This is a genomic window from Bacillus cereus group sp. BcHK124 (assembly GCF_027712065.1).
Taxonomy (GTDB): Bacteria; Bacillota; Bacilli; order Bacillales; family Bacillaceae_G; genus Bacillus_A; species Bacillus_A pacificus.
In genome coordinates this window covers 20,467-39,432 of record NZ_JAQFPJ010000027.1, presented here as the reverse complement: position 1 = coordinate 39,432, position 18,966 = coordinate 20,467, and the positions used below count along the sequence as shown (strand labels likewise).

Genomic DNA, 18,966 nt, shown 5'->3' with positions numbered 1-18,966 from the left:
TTTTGTCAGAAAATTCCCTGTTTGTCAATGTATTTAGAGGGGGAATTGCCTTATTACAAATTCTCAATTAAATTTGTAATGTCTTCTTTAGAGAACTTGTATCGCTCATTACAGAAATGACAATGAACTTCTGTTTCTTCTTCTTCTTCACGAACTTGCTCTAACTCCGTTTTACCTAAACTAATTAACACACTCTCGATACGTTCGCGAGAGCATGTGCAATTAAATTGAACATCCATCGTTTCTAATACTTTTACCTTATCTTCTCCAAGGACTGCATACAGTAACTCTTCTGGAGAAAGCCCTTGTTCGATCAATGTTGATACAGGAGGAATCTTCTGTAAACGCTCTTCAATGAATGAAATTGTTTCTTCCTGTGCACCTGGCATAATTTGAAGAATAAATCCACCCGCTGCTAATATGCTATCATCTCCATTTACAAGGACACCAACACCTACAGAAGAAGGCGTCTGCTCAGAAACTGCAAAATAATACGTGAAGTCTTCTCCTAATTCTCCTGAAACAATTGGAGATTGACCAATAAACGGCTCACGCATACCAATATCTTTAATTACCGTTACAAATCCTTCAGTACCTACCGCCTGATATACACGTAATTTCCCTTGTTCTGTTCCTTCAAAGTCAACATGTGGATTCGTTACATAACCACGCACATCCCCATTTGCATGAGCATCTACTAAGATCGGACCAATCGGGCCATTACCTTCTACCTTAATCGTTAGCTTTTGGTCACCTTTTAACATTGCACCCATCATTGTACCTGCAGTTAAAGAACGACCAAGTGCTGCTGAAGCTGTTCTCCATGTATCATGACGTCTTTGCGCCTCACTTACCGTATTTGTAGTACGTACACTATACGCACGCACTTCACCATCAAACGCTAACGCTTTTACTAAATAATCTTTCATATTTATTCACCTTTCTCATGCTGTAAATTTGCATTACGCTCATATAACATATACAAACCTTTTAATGTTAAAAATGGATCTACAACATCAATTACATTCGATTCTTCTGAAATTAATTTCGCTAATCCACCTGTTGCAATAACTTTTGGTTCTTGTTTAGCTTCCTCTTTCATGCGCTTAACAATACCTTCCACTTGTCCAACATAACCATAAAGAATACCAGATTGCATCGCACTTACCGTATTCTTCCCAACAACACTGCTTGGTTTTGTAATTTCAATACGAGGAAGTTTTGCCGCTCTACTATATAAAGCCTCTGCTGAAATCATAATTCCCGGTGTAATAACGCCACCCATATAATGCTTTTCTTCGTTAATATAACAATATGTAGTAGCCGTACCAAAATCGACAATAATAAGCGGACTTCCATATAAGTGAATTCCTGCTACTGCATTTACGATTCGATCCGCACCTACTTCACGTGGATTTTCATATTTAATATTTAGCCCCGTTTTTATTCCAGGGCCTACTACAAGCGGCTTAATTTTAAAATACTTTTCACACATGCGCTCTAAAGCAAACATAATTGGTGGTACGACTGAAGACACGATAATACCTTTCACATCTTCAAACGAAAGACCCTCATGCTCAAGCAACTGTTTTACAAGCATTCCATATTCATCTTCTGTCTTATGACGATCTGTTTCCATGCGCCAATGTTGACGAAGTTCCCCCTCTTCAAACACGCCCAGTACAGCATTTGTGTTCCCTACATCCAATACAAAAATCATATTCTCACCACTTATCTTATTTAATCTATATTTGTGCAGTATGTATAAAACTTATAAAAACATCATATCACACATACTTATATAATCAGCTTTTCTGTCCTCATCATTTTACAAAAAGATTACTCCCTATTTCAATTTTTAATACCAGATTTATTTAAATTCTTTTTCTACTTCATTTCGTTACACAAATAAAAAAAGGAGTGACCACCGTCACTCCTTCATTTCTTAATTATCTTCTGATTCTTCATCATCCTTCTTCATGTTGATGTTTACTTTCACATCAGCTGAAGATGTTGGACGTTCTGGCAATCTGCCATAATCACATAAATGATTGATTTGCTCAGCATCTAACGTTTCTACTTCAAGTAACGTTTTTGCAATAAGATCTAACTTATCACGATTTTCAGTAAGAATGTCTTTTGCACGAGCATAACATTCTTTCATAATCGTTTGCATTTCCACATCGATGTCGTGTGCAATTGCATCACTGTAGTTTTGTTCTGAATGGAAGTCTCTTCCTAAGAACACTTGACCACCTTGTGAGCTACCAAATTGCATTGGTCCAAGCTTATCACTCATACCAAATTCCGTTACCATACGTCTTGCAATGCCAGTCGCACGTTGGAAGTCGTTGTGAGCACCTGTACTCACTTCACCAAATACAATCTCCTCGGCTACTCGACCACCAAGTAAACCAGTAATTTTATCAAGTAACTCTGGCTTTGTCATGAAGTAACGATCTTCTTTCGGAAGCATTACTGCATATCCACCAGCTTGACCACGAGGGACAATTGTTACTTTATGAACGACATCTGCTTCATCAAGAACAACACCAATTACAGTATGGCCTGCTTCATGGAAAGCAACGATATTACGTTCTTTTTCAGAGATAACACGACTTTTCTTAGCCGGACCTGCAATAACACGATCCGTTGCTTCATCAATGTCACTCATATCAATTTTCTTCTTATCTTGACGCGCAGCTACTAACGCAGCTTCGTTTAATAAGTTTTCAAGATCGGCACCAGAGAATCCCGGTGTACGAGTTGCAATTGCTCTTAAGTTGATATTCTCATCAAGCGGTTTATTACGAGCATGTACTTTCAGTACAGCTTCACGGCCATTTACATCTGGACGATCTACTGTAATTTGACGGTCAAAACGACCTGGACGTAATAATGCTGGGTCAAGAATATCAGGACGGTTTGTCGCAGCGATGATAATAATACCTTCGTTTGCACCGAAGCCATCCATTTCAACAAGTAATTGGTTCAACGTTTGCTCGCGCTCATCATGGCCACCACCAAGACCCGCACCACGTTGACGTCCTACTGCATCAATTTCATCAATGAAAATGATACAAGGAGCATTTTTCTTTGCATTTTCGAATAAATCACGTACACGTGATGCACCGACACCGACGAACATCTCTACGAAGTCAGAACCACTGATAGAGAAGAACGGAACGCCTGCCTCACCTGCAACAGCACGTGCTAATAAAGTTTTACCTGTACCTGGAGGTCCAACTAATAGAACACCCTTCGGAATACGGGCACCAACTTCAGCGAACTTACGAGGATCTTTCAAGAATTCAACTACCTCAACAAGCTCTTGTTTCTCTTCATCCGCCCCAGCAACATCTCTGAAACGAACCTTTTTCTTTTCGTCATTATATAACTTCGCCTTACTTTTCCCGAAGTTCATAACACGGCTACCGCCGCCCTGAGCTTGGTTTAACAAGAAGAAGAATAAAATGAAGATAATAACAAACGGAATGATAGAAGTAAAGAATGTTACCCAAGCACTTGTTTCTTCTGCTGGTTGATACTTAACTTCAGCACCTTGCGCTTTGTCATTAATTTTCTTTTGTAATTCCTCAGTATTTGGTGCGTAAGTAACAAATTGTTCTCCTTGGCTAGAGTTGTTAAATTGTCCTTTTACCTCAAACACACCATTTTTCGGTTGAAGTTGCACATTACGAACTTCACCTTTTTCTAGTTTAGTAATGAATTTATCGTAGCTAACTGATGTCGTTTTTTGTGTCGAACCATTAAAATAGCTCACGATTCCAATTACTACTAGGAATATCAGTAAATAAAAGATGGTATTACGGAAGATACGATTCATTCCTAACCTCCTCTCACGGCATAAACACTATAGTAAATCGTAACATAGAAAAACTTTCCTATACAATTGTGACGCCTGTATTTAATTAATTTGAGTAAACGCTTGGTTTTAATACTCCTACATAAGGAAGATTACGGTACTGCTCTTTATAATCTAATCCATACCCTACAACAAATTCATGCGGTACAGTAAATCCAACATAATCCGCTTTCAAATCTACCTTACGGCCTGTTGGTTTATCTAATAACGTAACAATTTTTACAGACTTCGCTTTACGATATTTAAATAGGTCTACTAAGTAGCTTAGCGTAAGACCACTATCAATAATATCTTCAACGATTAAAATATCGCGACCTTCTACAGAAGTATCAAGGTCTTTTAAAATTTTCACTTCGCCTGTTGAAACAGTTGAGTGACCGTAACTAGATACAGCCATAAAATCCATTTCAAGATATGTATCTGTTCTCTTTAATAAATCTGCCATGAATGGCATTGCACCCTTTAGTACACCAATCGCAAGAGGTACTGTATTTTTATAATCCTCTGCAATAATTGCGCCTAATTCGAGCACCTTTTCTTGTATTTGCTCTTCAGAAATTAATACTTTTTCGATATCTTGATTCATCATTTCATTATCCTCCCGGAAGACTCCTTGCTTTTGTAGTGAATAATCATATATTTATCCTTCTTTGCTGTCTCTTTCGAGATAGCAAATGCAGATCGCTTCAACAAGGGTAACCAAATAACATTCCCTCTTGCATCACAAACGACCGGCCATTCTTCTCTTTTTTCTCTTGGTACTTTCGCTTCGATAAAAATAGCTTTTATCTTTTTGGTGCCATTCATACCTTGTATTGACATGCGATCTCCATTTTCTCTAGAACGAATACGAAGTGGATATGATATATCATTATACTTAGCAACAAAAACTGTTTCATTCATGTTACTTGGTATATCTTCGCTCACCTCTGTTACAAGCTTATCCCCGTTCGATAGCGTAATTGTCCCGGGCACTGATAAATCTTGTAAAAAAGGGGAAACAATTTCTTGTTTAAATCCAAAGCTGCACTCCTCGTATGCGCGAACAATTTTTAAATCACCTGGGAAATCAAGTGAACCCGAAGGTTGTGTCCGCTTAAAAAACTCAATCACTTTGTCAATATGTATAGAGGAAAGAGAAGATGGAATCTTATATTCATAAAGATAGTTTAATATTAGTTGAATCCCTCTTCTTTGTAAAGGCATAGACATGGATTCAAAGGCAGGAATTGATAAGCTAATTTGTTTATCACTTTTTTTGGTAATTACTTTATTCATTTTCTCAAAAGCTAATTCCTGCAAATACGCCTCATCCTCTTGCATCTGCATGCTAAATTTTTGGAATTTCTCATGCACTTGTGGATTTTCTTCTTTCAAATGAGGAAGAACATATTTACGTAATCGATTCCTTGTATATACTTCCTTTTTATTACTTGGATCTATACGAGGAATTATTTTTAACTTATGACAGTAATCAACAATCTCTTCCTTCGTTACTCCAAGTAACGGCCTAATTAAATACCCATTATGAAAAGGACGCTTCACTGCAATGCCTGCATATCCTTTCGGAGTACTCCCTCGTACAAGGCGCATTAAAATTGTCTCTACTTGATCATCACCATGATGTCCAAGAGCTACATACCTCGCATCATATTTCTTCATTATTCTTTCCAAAAATGCATATCTGCATTCTCTAGCAGCAACTTGTGCATTCATCCCGTATTGCTGTTGATATTGCGACACATTAATCCTTATCGTTTCGCAAATAACTCCTAGCTCTTTACAAAGGTCTTGCACAAACTGTAGGTCCTCATGAGATTCATCACCTCGAAACATATGATCCACATGCGCCACTACAATCTCAAACTGTTTTGCTGCTCTTTTTTCTAACAAATAATATAGAAGAGCCACAGAGTCAGGACCACCAGAAACACCTACAACAATTGTTGAGCGTTCCTTTAATACATCATGCTGCTTTACAAAGTCATCTACCTTTTCAACAAATGTATCTTTCAACTTCGTAATCACCTTTCATTAAACAAGAACAGCAACGTTAGTTACCTTGTTTATAATGGTACAACTTTTACAAACATTGTGCAAAAAAAAGATATACAAAAATTACATTTTTATCTTACATCATTCGTACATATTCACAAAAATAATAATATTATCTTTTAAAGCAAAAAAACCTAGGCATCCACCTAGGTTTTTAGAAAGAAACATCATATTTCAAGTTTCACTTTATTGCGCTTGCATTCCTACAATTGGAATGGTAGCCCACTTCGGCATATTTTTCTTCACTTTCGCTACTACAATAGTCATATCATCATTTATATAACCATCGCCAGATCGAATCACCTCTTCCATAATGATATCAGCAATTTCTTGCGGATCTTCAGTTTGTAATTCTTTAATTTTCCGCTTCATCCATAATTCATGATTCTCCACATGCTGCGCGCCCTCAAAAATCCCATCACTCATCATAATAAGAATATCACCTGTTTTTAATTGCTCACCCACTACATCAACTTCAACATCCTCAATAATTCCCATTGGTAAATTACTTGCTTCAATTTTCAAAATATTATTTGCGCGTTTAACAAAACTCGGCGTCGATCCAATCTTTAAAAACTTCGCACTCGCATCCCGCAAATCTACCATAGCTAAGTCTAATGTCGTAAACATCTCTTCTGTTGTTCTTAAAGAAAGAATAGAGTTAATAGATTTAATCGCTATCTCCTCATCAATGCCTGACTGAAGTATTTTTTGTAATAATTTCACTGTTTCTTTACTCTCCATATGAGCTCTTTGCCCATTTCCCATGCCATCACTAATTGCAAGGGCATATTTCCCAACACTTAAATCCATCATTGCATAAGAATCACCCGAAACAAACCCACCGCCTTTCGCGGCTGTGGCCAAGCCGGTATCAAGGGAATACGTTTTTGCTGAACCAAATGATATTAAACTGTGGCCGTTCGGATAAGAAGATTTTTCTTCATGTTTCACAACTATGTTTTCCTTCAGGATATCAGAAAGCATTGGTGCAACTAATTTTTCACACTCTCCATGTTCATTAGATGCAACTGGAATCAACATTTCAATATCAATACTTCCTCTATCTAAACAATAAATATCAACATGCTCTATTTCTACACCAAAATCACGAAATGCTTGCAGAATCTGCTCTTCCTGTACTTGATGATTTTCTCTTTCCCTTTGTATCTCCTTGGCAAAATCCTCCATAACTTTTGATACACCTAACAATTGCTCTGCTACTATTCTACGATTTTCTTTCATTTGTTTTCGTAATTTTTGTCCCTCATAGAAGTGATCTAATTCACCTGCTACTAAATCCGTCACTTTCTTTCCTCTCACACAATGCTTGTCCCATTCACGAACTAACTTCCGATTATGCTGCAGAGTTCCTTCTTCTGTTTCGCTCATTATTTGTTTCATATAATCGTACGTTTTATCGAAATTAACTACCCAGCATTGGTCCTTTTTAAAACATGTTTGACATGTTTTTGCAGTAATTGTACTTAAAAACAAATCTGCCTCCGTCTCTTTATCTTCCTCCTCCACATATCCATATACAGAAAAGCTATTAGATAAAGCAGCAAATACATTGGCAAATTGATTGATTTTATTCGCTGTAACATCACGCATCCTTCTTAAATACTGTTGTTGATCTTGCGAATGCTCCTGTGTACCTGGCATAAATTTAGCAATACGATCCATAACAAGTTTCGGTGTTAATAAAAAGAAAGCAATCGCCACACCAGATTCAATTAAAGTTGTCACAATGTTTGTTTGCTTGTCTACATATAGCGTAATCAAGCTTGTCCCAATTAATAAACCTAAACTAACACCTAAGCGTTTCCCTTCTTTTAACAAACCACCAAGCAATCCAGAAAAAGCAAGCAGACTAAGTTGGGACAAACTAGAGACATTTGCTAAGCTTAATATTAACCCAGTGACGACCCCTACTGTAGATCCTGTAGCCGCTCCTGCGATAAACGCAAACACAAGCACTAAATACCTAGTAAAAATATGTTGAATAGAAGCGTCATATATGAACCAATCTGTTGTACCAGTTAAAACAGATGCTAGTAATATAATTAAACAAACAATTTCTTCTGTCTCTAACGCTTGTTGTTTCCCTTTTCTTTCTACTAAAAGCGGGACACTTTGTAAAAATATCATAGTTAATACGAAGCTAAGCCCTGCCTCAATCGTACTAACGAGTAAATCGTACATGGTAACAGTTTGTTGTGCAAAATATACGACAACTAAATGTGCAGTTAATGCGGAGATAAATACTTGGAATGGTACAAGTCCAACAGTTTTACGTGTAAACCGACTAAAGAAGATATTATAAATGAAGAAAGTAAAAATAGATGCAAAGGTAAAGAATAAATTATCTATCGAAACTGAAAGTGCGCCCCCCATTAGAGCCAAGAACGCGAGCGGCATTTTATCCCGCTTCATAACATAAACAGCAGCAAAAAACGGCAGTGCAAACGGTAAAATGTTTGTTAATATATATGCTCGTCCCAAAAGAAAACCAATAACAACAATAATAAATCCCCATCTAAAGAAAACTTGCTCAAACTTCATTCGCAACTTACTCGTCCACTTTACTCCTCCAAGCTGACCTTCATTCATTGCCAATGCACTTGTATTCATAGTATTCCTTCCTGCTTTAGGCATATTTTTAACACCACCTGCATAGTTTAATTACTGTCATTATAAAAGATGATTATTGGGATTTTTGTCAAAACAACAGTTTTCACTTTTATAATCGTTCGACTTTTTATTCGAAATAACTCTACATATATACACAGTATGTATTTTATTTTTAATATTTTAATCGAACATTCAGAAAATATAGGGTGATTTTGTAGAAGTGTTGTATGTCTTAATTTATTTAACAAAAAAAGATCATGCGCATTTGCATGATCTTTTTAGATGACCCGTACGGGATTCGAACCCGTGTTACCGCCGTGAAAGGGCGGTGTCTTAACCACTTGACCAACGGGCCGTTAAATTAAATATAGCGGCGGAGGGGATCGAACCCCCGACCTCACGGGTATGAACCGTACGCTCTAGCCAGCTGAGCTACACCGCCATGTCGTCTTATTTAACGGACAATTAGTATCTTACCTCAGATATAATTTAAAGTCAACACATCTTGAAAACTTTTTTAAAAATATATTTTCACATATAAAAAAGCACCCTGAGCAATCGCCCTGGGCACCTCTCTATATTCTAAGAATTAAACGTTCTTATTATCCGCGACGTGCGCCACGGCCACCACGTTTAGATTCAGTGTTACGCTTTAAAGAAGTTAAACGATCTTCACTGTCCTTTAAGAAACGTGCCATCTTTTGCTCGAATGTTTCTTTTGGAGCGCGGTCGTTACCGCCACCACGGTTATCTCTGTTGAAAGAACGATTACGTTGTGGACGTCCAGAACGTTGTTGATCACCACCGCGTTGGTATTCACCACGTGGACGATCTCCTTCTGTTTTTTCACGCTCTTTCGCTTTTTTAATAGATAGACCGATCTTACCATCTTTTTCAACGTTAATAACTTTTACTTCTACTTGGTCGCCCACTTTTAAGTGATCGTTAATATCTTTCACATAATTATCAGCAACTTCACTAATATGAACAAGACCCGTTAAGCCTTCTGGCAGCTCCACAAAAGCCCCAAAATTTGTAATACCTGTTACTTTACCCTGTAACTTGCTGCCTACCTCGATTGACATAAAAAAAATGCTCCTCCTTAGTGGTTAAAAAGTCAAATTTTACTTTATTATATATAATCCTAAAATATAGTGTCAATAAGACATACTCTACTTAGAAACAGGAAAAATTATCTCCCCTTTTCCAGAGAAGAAATAATCCCTTCTAGCAATCTTTAATACGTACTCTTCATCATTTAACTTTTGAACTTCGTCTTTTAGACTCTTTTCTTTGTTCGTTAATGAATCCAGTTCTTTTTTCATGTCCTTAACTTTTGCTTCTTTTGCTTTAATGGAACTGTTTTGTTGATAAAACGTTACACTAATACTCGCAATAATTGTAAAAGCAAAGACAAGAAAAACCGCTAAACGGCGATAAAGTCGCTTCCTGTTCTCATCCGTTTGTATTATATGCTCTTTAACAGGATTTGGACTCTGTTTTTCGATTGTTCTTTGTCTCAGTTCCCTCATTTCCGAGGTCCCCCTAACTTCTTTTTTATACGCTCCCATAATTGGAAGATATGTCCCTTCAATTTTGCTATATATTGCAGGAACCCTACATGCTTCATTATAAAAAGTTTAACACGATTAGGGAGAAGTTTCCATATGAGCGAAGCAATAAATCGAACAGGCCAGAAAAAAACTTTCCATATGAAAAGTAATATCCAAATCACCATTTTCCATAACACATGTCCAATTGAAAGCAGTATACGAAATAAGAATAATATAAATGCAATAAATAGCTGCGCTATAATAATAACAGGTTTTATCATGAGTAGCTGTATAATTTGAACAAAAAAGTGTGTTGTTTGCACAAAAATATAGATGAGAAAATTTAACAGTCTCATGTATATTGCTTTCAACATGCTTTGATATGCCGCAAAACCACATAATAATGCTAAAAATACATATATACGTAGTTCAGCTTCATTTACAAGAAGCAATACGTAAAAAACGAATAATGCTTGGACAATCCAAAATAGTATATCATGTATAAATACAATCCAACGCTTACGTTCTTGACGTTTTAAAAATCGTTGGTATGTATCTAAAGACGCTCCAATCCAAGCACCCATTCCGATCATTGAGAGCATCGTATACAACTGAATTGTTAGACTCATTTAAACAACTTACTAAAGAAGCCTTTAGTTTTCTCCCCTTGATTCTCATCAATATACAGCATCTCATGAACTTTCCCTTTAATCGATACAACACCTTTTTCTACATCTAAATTTTTCATTTGCAAATTTTGACCACGAATTGTTAAAAAGCCCATTACAGTCTCAAGTAAAAACTCTTCGCTATCAAAACTCTCTACCTGCTTTACACCGGTAATATCAATTACACGTCTGCCACGCATAATAATATCATGCTCTACAGAAACATTTTGTTGATTAGAAGACATAGGTGAGTAACCATTATTCACGTAAATCCCCCCATACATTTATACTAGCTAATAGTAATGTATGAAGGGATAATCGATTTTAGAACAAGCCTTCTTCGACCTTTACTTTTTCTTCACGAACTAAGCTATACATATTTGCTGCATCTTCTTTTTTAGTCGTTTCTTTCAATTCATTTATTTTTACAGTTACTATTTTTTGACCAAAACGAATTGTTAATTCATCAGCTACTTTCACATCCGAACTCGCTTTTGCCACTTGACCGTTAATGGATATTCTTCCTTGATCAGCTACTTCTTTCGCCAATGTTCTTCTTTTAATTAAACGTGATACTTTTAAAAACTTATCTAGACGCATATTAAATCCCCCTATTAACGCTCTGTTTGTTTTGCCTCTTCCCAGAAAACATCTAACTGCTCTAATGATAAATCTTGCATCTCTTTATTCATTTCAGCTACCTTTGCTTCCATGTATAAAAAACGACTGACGAATTTCTCATTTGTTGAACGTAACGCTTCTTCTGGATCTATTTTATAATGACGAGCTATATTAACAAACGCAAATAGTAAATCGCCAAATTCACTTAACATCTTCGCCTCATCCATGTTTGCGACTTCTTGTTGGAACTCTTGCCATTCTTCTAAGGCTTTCTCTATCATCGGCTGTACATCCACCCAATCGAAACCAACCTTACCAGCTTTTTTCTGGATTTCATAAGCGCGTAGTAACTGCGGCAAACTTTTTGGAACTCCATTTAAAACAGATTCTTTTACAAACCCTTTTTCTTGTTTTTTAATTTCTTCCCAATTGGCAATTACTTCATCGGCATTATTTACATCCGTATTCCCAAATACATGCGGATGACGACGAACCATTTTCTCAGATAAAGTTCGAATAATATCATCTATAGAGAACCAACCTTCGTCCTCTCCGATTTGGGCATGAAGCATAACTTGTAATAATACATCACCCAGTTCTTCTACTAAGTGATCATCATCCTCTTCATCAATTGCTTCTAACACTTCATACGCTTCCTCAATTAAATACTTCTTTAAAGATTGATGTGTTTGCTTTTTATCCCACGGACAACCATTTGGACCACGAAGGTCTGCAATAATTTCTCGAAGTACATCAAACTGTTGATATAAGGACGCACGTTCCTGAACTGGTGGTACATATACACTCGTTAAGTTATTCAACTCCGTTTCATGATCTAACATGTACAACGGCACCTTTTTCACTTGCTCAAATGAAGTCCCCGCAGCTGTTACGATATACACTTCATAATCATCTGGCAGCATCTCCATTAATGTTAATTTCACATCTGATGCAACGAATGCGTCATATACTTGGCAAAAGATTAAGTGTTGACGTAATTCTAATTGTCCTCTTTCAAATGATGTGGCGTCAATTAATTGGAACCCTTCAATCGGATCAATCTTAAGACTTGCAAACATAGGATCAAGGAAACTTTGCCCACCTTCAATTCGCACTTCAACATTCGCTACTTCACTTTTTTCCAATAGTAGCTGAACCGTTCTTTCCGCTACAAGCGGATGCCCTGGAACAGCATAGATGATTTCTGTATCTTCAGCTTGTTCTAACAATGTATTCGCAATTGTTTCATATACAATTTCAAATGTATCATGTGCTTCATATACATTGTCAAAGGCAGTATATTGTATACCTTCTTTCTCCAACTCTTCTATAACGGGATGTTCCTTCGTTCTAACAAACATGTGATCTGCTTCTTTTATTTTTCGATATACACCCATCGTTAACTGATCTAATTCACCAGCACCTAATCCTAAAATAGTAATGATTCCACTCACAACCTGCCACCTCTATCCACTCTTCTTCAATGAACCTTCTTTTTTCTCTTTTTTCATAACGGTTCCTATTTCCGCTTTTGTAAATACACGTAATTTTAAAATGAAAAACATATATGCCAATCCGCCGATGGCTACACCTAACAACGCCTCAAGTGTTGCAACACCTCTATGACTTGTATCCATCACTAATCCAGACATTTGCAATACACGCATAAACATTATTAGTACAAATCCCATACCGATACCACTAATAACTACACCTAACATATTCCGTTTGTCGATAAGCGATTCGGATACAGCTCGCATAAGTAATACACTATTTAGTATAGAAATTACAATTAACGCAACTAGCGTCGCAATTGCAGCTCCCTTCACACTAAAATATGGCATTAATATATAATTTAAAGCTAACTTTAAACAACCGCCAAATATAACGAATATTGCTGGTTTTAATGTTTGTCCTAACCCTTGCAAAATAGAAGCAGTTGTAATCGACAATGAACTAAATAAAATAGATAAAGATAAAATAGATAAAACATCTGACCCATCACTATTTTCAAACAACATAATATTCGTAGGTTGGATAATACAAGTTAATCCAATGGCTGCTGCAAATCCGATAACAAATGTTATTTTCATCGCTAACCTTACCTTTTCTCGAATAAAGGTAAGATCTCCTCTTTCCTTCGCTGCTGTAATAATTGGAATAAGCGACAACGAGAAGGAAGTTGTCACGACAGTACCTAATTGCATAAGCGGGATACTTCTGTCATAAACACCTTTTAACACCTTTGCACTTTCAGCTGGCTCTCCCGCTCCAATAAGTAGAGAATAGAAAGAAATAGAATCAGCCATTTGTATAAAAATAAGCACTAAGTTACTAACACAAATCGCTAACCCCTGCCAAAACAGGATTTTTATAATCTTCTTTTTCCCTTTAATCCTCTTTACACTTTTGAAGAATATAGAACGAAAGTCATGACGCATATAAAGTATAAGTACGATAATCCCAATCAATCCACCTGCGATTGAACCGAGCATAGCACCTGCACCAACTGTATATAAATCAAATTCGTGAGCAATTAGGAATAGAGATAAAAATACAATAATAGAAACACGAATCGTTTGTTCTATCACTTGCGAAACAGCTGTTGGCATCATATTATTGAATCCCTGGAAATATCCTCTTGCTACAGATAAAAACGGCATCAATATGAATGAAAAGGAAATAACGCGTAATAGCTTATCTAAGTGTATATCGCCCATAGCTATCGCAATTGCTTCGGCACCAAAGAACAATGTAAAAAATCCTATGAAACCAATACCTAATAAAAACCAAAAAGATACACAAATAATTTCCTCTGCTTCTTGTTTTTTCCCTCGCTCTAATCGTTCCGCAACCATTTTTGAAATTATAATAGGGAACCCATAAGTAGCTAAAATTAAACAAAATCCATAAAATGGATAAATTTGTTGGTAAATATAAAAACCAACGTCACCCGCTATATTTTGATATGGAATACGGTAAAAGGCGCTTAATACCTTTGTAACAAAACTTGCGATTGTTAATATAATAGCCCCACGCCAAAAGGCTTGATACTTCTTCGATTCCATGCAAGAAAACTCCTTTTTCTATTCTCACCCCTCGTATTATATCATAAAGAAAAGGACAAGCTTCCTTACCTACACAAGTAAGAATACGTTCGTGCAACGCTAGAAATATTCAATGAAAAAAGGTAGCAAAGCGCTACCTTCATTCAATATACATATATCTCCAAATAATTGATTTCTCAAGAAGAAATATCATAATTAGGAAAGATTGCTACTTCTAAAACCATACACCTTTACTGTTCCATTTGTTTCGCTAAGAAACTGGCAGCAGTATTGACCGCCTTGTGCTCTATTTCGCTTATAATCGCTTCTTTTGAAAAAATAATGACAGCCCCAATTGGGTCTCCATTTGCAACAATCGGCCCAACTGTATAAGAATGAACCTTTTCTGTTACACCATCAATAATGGAAATATCACTTTCGTCCGTCATAATAACAGACTTTCTTTCTTCCATCGTTTTTTCAATTAGATCGCCAACGCTTTTATTTAAGTATTCTTTTTTTGATACACCTGATACTGCGATAATAGAATCTCGATCACATACAAGCACATTATGTCCTAAGCTATCATATAAAGCATCTGCATATTCTTTTGCAAAATCACCTAGCTCGCTAATTGGAGAATATTTCTTTAAAATTACTTCTCCATCGCGATCTACAAATATTTCTAGTGGGTCCCCTTCTCGAATACGTAAAGTTCTACGAATTTCCTTCGGGATTACTACCCTACCTAAATCATCAATTCGACGTACGATTCCAGTTGCTTTCATTCTAATGCTGCCTCACTTTCTACTGATGATCAAAGTGGTGAATTTACCTGTTCATGTAAAAATCACCAACTGTTAGACATAGTATTTTACACATTAGTTCTTCTATGCACGTCGAATTGCATTTTTTTATCTAATATTAGGCATTTATGACTTCTTTTTTTACATCTGGCAAGCCTTTTAATAAATTTTCAGCAATTGTTAACCACTTCGATGTCTCTAAGCCATTTGTTTTCATGACGATTTTCAATTGTGATCCTTCCATTCCTAGACCGATCATTCGTCCAAAACTATTTCCAAGCATGAATAATTTTCCGCCATCAATGTTTTGACTCGCTTGTTCTGAGAACAGAATTGTTACTTCAAATTTATTTTGCTTAATTAATTCAATTTGTTCTTTCATTGCTAATACTTTAATATTTGCGATTTGTAATAAGTAACCAACTTCTTGCGGGTAATCACCAAATCTATCTATCATCTCTTCCTGCAACTCTTCAATATCCTCAATTGCAGAAACACCTCTAAACTGTTTATACATCATAATTTTTTGTTTACTATCAGAAATATAAGCATCCGGTAAATATGCATCTACTTCTAAATCAATTTCAACATTAACTGTATTTTCAACTCCGTCTGTTCCTCTACGCTGTTCAATTGCATCTTTTAACATTTGAGAATATAAATCAAATCCGACAGAATCAATAAATCCATGTTGTTCGGCTCCTAACAAGTTACCAGCACCACGAATTGATAAATCTCGCATCGCAATTTTGAAACCAGATCCAAGCTCTGTGAACTCCTTAATGGCTTGCAGGCGCTTCTCCGCAACTTCCGATAACACTTTATCCCGTTTGTATGCAAAGTAAGCATATGCAACACGATTAGAACGTCCAACACGCCCACGAAGCTGATACAACTGCGATAATCCCATACGATCTGCATCAAATACAATTAATGTATTTACATTTGGAATATCTACACCCGTCTCAATAATCGTTGTACTTACAAGAACATCATGCTGTCCTTCTAAAAACGATAGCATAACAGACTCTAATTCACTCTCGTTCATTTTCCCATGTGCATAAGTTACACGCGCATCTGGAACTAACATCGAAATTTCATCTGCTTTTCGTTCGATATCCTCTACACGATTATATAGGAAGTAAACTTGACCACCTCTTGCAAGCTCCCGTTCTATCGCTTCTCGCATTAATGCTGGATTATACTCTACTACATATGTTTGAACCGGGAAACGATTTTCCGGCGGCGTCTCAATAACAGATAAATCACGCACACCAAGCATAGACATATGGAGCGTACGCGGAATCGGAGTTGCCGTTAGTGTTAATACGTCAACATTTGCTTTTAGTTGTTTAATTTTTTCTTTATGCGTTACACCAAATCTTTGTTCTTCATCAATAATAAGAAGACCTAAATCTTTATAAGTAACATCTTTAGATAAAATACGGTGCGTTCCGATTACAATATCTACTGTGCCATCTTTTAAACCTTTAATTGTTTCATTTTGCTGCTTTCTCGTACGGAATCTACTTAATAATCCTATATTGATTGGATAATCTTGAAAACGCTCTCGAATTGTTTCATAGTGTTGTTGTGCAAGGATTGTTGTCGGCACTAAAATTGCAACTTGTTTTTCATCCATAATTGCTTTAAACGCCGCACGAATAGCTACTTCCGTCTTTCCATATCCTACATCACCACAAAGAAGCCTATCCATCGGACGTCCGCGTTCCATATCCTTTTTAATCTCTTCAATAGAACGTAATTGATCCTCTGTCTCTTGATACGGGAAAGAGGACTCGAATTCTTGTTGTTCTGCCGTATCCGGTGTATATGCATAACCCTTTGAAGCTTCGCGCTCAGCATATAGTTTAATTAGGTCATCCGCAATGTCTTGTACAGATTTTTCAACTTTCGTTTTGACCTTCTTCCAATCATTTCCACCCAGTTTATAAACTTTCGGATCCTTACCCTCAGATCCTACATATTTTTGCACTTGGTCAATTTGTTCAATTGGAACGTATAACTTATCATTACCTTGATATTTAATATTCAAATAATCTTTATGAACACCGTTAATCTCTAATGTTTCAATACCTAAGAATTTACCTATACCATGATTTACATGAACTACATAATCCCCAACTTTTAATTCCGAATAACTTTTAATACGTTCAGCATTCGATAACTTTTGCTTACGTTGTGATTTTTTAACTTTCTTATGAAAAAGCTCTTTTTCAGTAATAACAACAAGCTTTTGCATCGGCATTTCAAATCCTGCATGTAAATCACCTACAGCAATTTGTAACCTTCCAGGCAATAATATATCTGTACCCTCTACAATATCTGCCTCAATATCATAATCACTTAAAATATGTTGTAGTTTTTTCACACGTTCATCATCTGTACCTAGCACCACAGTCGTAAAATGCCCTTCGTTCCATCTATCAATTTCAGTTTTCAATAACTGCATCTGCCCATGGAAATCTTGCATTGTTTTACATGTCACATTCACAATGTTTTGCGGATGTGTATGTGCTATATGACGTAAGAATAACGTTAAATATACAAAACTTCTTTTTTTATGATGAAGAAATTCTTCAAACGAATGAGAGAAAGATAAATCTTGAATAATTGTTCCCTCACCGAGAAGGGATATATACCATTCCGCCTCTTCCGTTTCAAGATGTGATGCTGTTTCTTGAATACGTGAAATCTCATCTAAAATAACCACACCATCTTCTGGTAAATAATCTATCAGACTAGCAGGTTCGTTATAGAAAATAGATAAATATTTAAACATCTGTTCTATACTTTGCCCGTTTTTTAACATCTCAATTTCATGACTTACCGTCTCAAGCACTGTAGTCTTCAACTTATCATCAGAAAGTTTTTGCATCGTCTTAGTCAGACCTTCTTCAAGATGCTTAATTCCTGATTTCAATTCTTCCTGCGAAAATAAAAACTCTGTTGCTGGACCAAATCTAACACTTTCTTTTTTATCTTGAGAGCGCTGTTCATCCACATCAAATAATCGAATAGAATCGACTTCTGTATCGAAAAATTCAATACGAAATGGTAACTCTTCAGTTAGTGGATATATATCTAATATTCCCCCACGCAAACTAAATTCTCCAGGAGCTTCTACCATAGACTTACGCTCATAGCCGATATGATGTAAAGTATGCAAAAATGTATCTAAATCAATCTCTTGCCCTAGACTGATTTCGATTTGCCTTTGCTTCCACAACTCTTTCATTGGTAAAAACCTGCGTAGTCCTGCAACTGGTGCTACAATAATCCCATGCTCTCCTGCAGCTAAGCGATTTAACACTTCAATACGTTGCGCCTTCAATTCTGGGCTTGCAACACCAAGTTCTGATGCTATCAATTCATTTACTGGATATAGCCATACATCTTTTTCACCAAGTAACGCCACTAAATCTTCATGTACTTTTTGTGCTTGATATAAATTATGCGTCACAATAAGTTGTGATTTTTTTGTTTTTTTATATAAGGCCGCCATTAATAACGAACGAGAAGAGGTTGCCATACCTGATACAAGTTGCTCTTTTAAACCATCTTCTAATCCATTAATGACCGATTGGATCTCTTCATTTTTATAAAATTGCTCTAATAAACCTATCATTTTCAAAACCCCTCTCAACATAAAAGAGCAAGCCACTATATTTTATG

General features: G+C 36.3%; 15 protein-coding genes and 2 tRNA genes. All 17 read right to left on the bottom strand.

What is annotated here, in order from left to right:
- Positions 1 to 53 precede the first annotated feature (53 nt).
- The 17 genes from hslO to mfd all read right to left on the bottom strand — a co-directional run bounded on the left by hslO (position 54) and on the right by mfd (position 18,919).
- Positions 54 to 929, bottom strand: a complete 876-nt coding sequence (gene hslO, locus PDK19_RS24620) for a redox-regulated molecular chaperone HslO (protein ID WP_000656366.1) — start codon at positions 927 to 929, stop codon at positions 54 to 56.
- Between the two features lie 2 nt (positions 930 to 931).
- Entirely contained in the window at positions 932 to 1,720 is a 789-nt protein-coding gene (locus PDK19_RS24615) for a type III pantothenate kinase (RefSeq protein ID WP_000578367.1), read from the bottom strand.
- A gap of 225 nt (positions 1,721 to 1,945) precedes the next feature.
- Positions 1,946 to 3,847, bottom strand: coding sequence for an ATP-dependent zinc metalloprotease FtsH (gene ftsH, locus PDK19_RS24610; protein ID WP_270708159.1), 1,902 nt, complete (start codon positions 3,845 to 3,847; stop codon positions 1,946 to 1,948).
- A gap of 85 nt (positions 3,848 to 3,932) precedes the next feature.
- On the bottom strand, positions 3,933 to 4,475 hold the full coding sequence (gene hpt, locus PDK19_RS24605; RefSeq protein WP_000981838.1) for a hypoxanthine phosphoribosyltransferase: 543 nt from the start codon (positions 4,473 to 4,475) through the stop codon (positions 3,933 to 3,935).
- Positions 4,472 to 5,902, bottom strand: a complete 1,431-nt coding sequence (gene tilS, locus PDK19_RS24600) for a tRNA lysidine(34) synthetase TilS (RefSeq protein WP_000655454.1) — start codon at positions 5,900 to 5,902, stop codon at positions 4,472 to 4,474. The genes hpt and tilS overlap by 4 nt, the downstream gene beginning before the upstream one ends.
- A gap of 225 nt (positions 5,903 to 6,127) precedes the next feature.
- The gene (gene spoIIE / locus PDK19_RS24595; RefSeq protein WP_001123528.1) at positions 6,128 to 8,599 is read right to left on the bottom strand and encodes a stage II sporulation protein E; all 2,472 of its coding nucleotides are present in this window, start codon (positions 8,597 to 8,599) and stop codon (positions 6,128 to 6,130) included.
- Positions 8,600 to 8,858: 259 nt separating this feature from the next.
- Positions 8,859 to 8,930 (bottom strand) — tRNA-Glu (locus tag PDK19_RS24590).
- A gap of 13 nt (positions 8,931 to 8,943) precedes the next feature.
- Positions 8,944 to 9,017 (bottom strand) — tRNA-Met (locus PDK19_RS24585).
- Positions 9,018 to 9,177: 160 nt separating this feature from the next.
- On the bottom strand, positions 9,178 to 9,660 hold the full coding sequence (locus tag PDK19_RS24580; protein WP_000021452.1) for a S1 domain-containing RNA-binding protein: 483 nt from the start codon (positions 9,658 to 9,660) through the stop codon (positions 9,178 to 9,180).
- An 87-nt stretch (positions 9,661 to 9,747) separates the two neighbouring features.
- On the bottom strand, positions 9,748 to 10,107 hold the full coding sequence (divIC, locus tag PDK19_RS24575) for a cell division protein DivIC (RefSeq protein ID WP_001208736.1): 360 nt from the start codon (positions 10,105 to 10,107) through the stop codon (positions 9,748 to 9,750).
- On the bottom strand, positions 10,104 to 10,757 hold the full coding sequence (gene yabQ / locus PDK19_RS24570; RefSeq protein ID WP_000059762.1) for a spore cortex biosynthesis protein YabQ: 654 nt from the start codon (positions 10,755 to 10,757) through the stop codon (positions 10,104 to 10,106). The genes divIC and yabQ overlap by 4 nt, the downstream gene beginning before the upstream one ends.
- Positions 10,754 to 11,062 carry a sporulation protein YabP gene (gene yabP / locus PDK19_RS24565; RefSeq protein ID WP_001059101.1) on the bottom strand — a complete coding sequence of 103 codons (309 nt, stop codon included), beginning with the start codon at positions 11,060 to 11,062 and terminating at the stop codon, positions 10,754 to 10,756. The genes yabQ and yabP overlap by 4 nt, the downstream gene beginning before the upstream one ends.
- 58 nt (positions 11,063 to 11,120) lie before the next feature.
- Positions 11,121 to 11,396 (bottom strand): RNA-binding S4 domain-containing protein, encoded by a 276-nt coding sequence (locus PDK19_RS24560; protein WP_014893381.1) that lies wholly within the window; start codon positions 11,394 to 11,396, stop codon positions 11,121 to 11,123.
- 14 nt (positions 11,397 to 11,410) lie between these two features.
- Entirely contained in the window at positions 11,411 to 12,871 is a 1,461-nt protein-coding gene (gene mazG / locus PDK19_RS24555) for a nucleoside triphosphate pyrophosphohydrolase (RefSeq protein ID WP_000014256.1), read from the bottom strand.
- A 12-nt stretch (positions 12,872 to 12,883) separates the two neighbouring features.
- Complete coding sequence (locus PDK19_RS24550; RefSeq protein WP_000444152.1) at positions 12,884 to 14,485, bottom strand: putative polysaccharide biosynthesis protein; 1,602 nt, start codon at positions 14,483 to 14,485, stop codon at positions 12,884 to 12,886.
- Between the two features lie 230 nt (positions 14,486 to 14,715).
- The gene (gene spoVT, locus PDK19_RS24545) at positions 14,716 to 15,252 is read right to left on the bottom strand and encodes a stage V sporulation protein T (protein ID WP_000648302.1); all 537 of its coding nucleotides are present in this window, start codon (positions 15,250 to 15,252) and stop codon (positions 14,716 to 14,718) included.
- Between the two features lie 136 nt (positions 15,253 to 15,388).
- The gene (gene mfd / locus PDK19_RS24540) at positions 15,389 to 18,919 is read right to left on the bottom strand and encodes a transcription-repair coupling factor (protein WP_000579716.1); all 3,531 of its coding nucleotides are present in this window, start codon (positions 18,917 to 18,919) and stop codon (positions 15,389 to 15,391) included.
- Positions 18,920 to 18,966: the final 47 nt, after the last annotated feature.

Coding starts and splice junctions, on each gene's coding strand:
- PDK19_RS24550 (WP_000444152.1), bottom strand. CDS start 14,485: ATGGAATCGAAGAAGTATCAAGCCTTTTGGCGTGGGGCTATTATATTA.
- PDK19_RS24560 (WP_014893381.1), bottom strand. CDS start 11,396: ATGCGTCTAGATAAGTTTTTAAAAGTATCACGTTTAATTAAAAGAAGA.
- PDK19_RS24580 (WP_000021452.1), bottom strand. CDS start 9,660: ATGTCAATCGAGGTAGGCAGCAAGTTACAGGGTAAAGTAACAGGTATT.
- hpt (WP_000981838.1), bottom strand. CDS start 4,475: ATGATGAATCAAGATATCGAAAAAGTATTAATTTCTGAAGAGCAAATA.
- mfd (WP_000579716.1), bottom strand. CDS start 18,919: ATGATAGGTTTATTAGAGCAATTTTATAAAAATGAAGAGATCCAATCG.
- spoVT (WP_000648302.1), bottom strand. CDS start 15,252: ATGAAAGCAACTGGAATCGTACGTCGAATTGATGATTTAGGTAGGGTA.
- spoIIE (WP_001123528.1), bottom strand. CDS start 8,599: ATGCCTAAAGCAGGAAGGAATACTATGAATACAAGTGCATTGGCAATG.
- divIC (WP_001208736.1), bottom strand. CDS start 10,107: ATGAGGGAACTGAGACAAAGAACAATCGAAAAACAGAGTCCAAATCCT.
- hslO (WP_000656366.1), bottom strand. CDS start 929: ATGAAAGATTATTTAGTAAAAGCGTTAGCGTTTGATGGTGAAGTGCGT.
- PDK19_RS24615 (WP_000578367.1), bottom strand. CDS start 1,720: ATGATTTTTGTATTGGATGTAGGGAACACAAATGCTGTACTGGGCGTG.
- yabQ (WP_000059762.1), bottom strand. CDS start 10,757: ATGAGTCTAACAATTCAGTTGTATACGATGCTCTCAATGATCGGAATG.
- ftsH (WP_270708159.1), bottom strand. CDS start 3,847: ATGAATCGTATCTTCCGTAATACCATCTTTTATTTACTGATATTCCTA.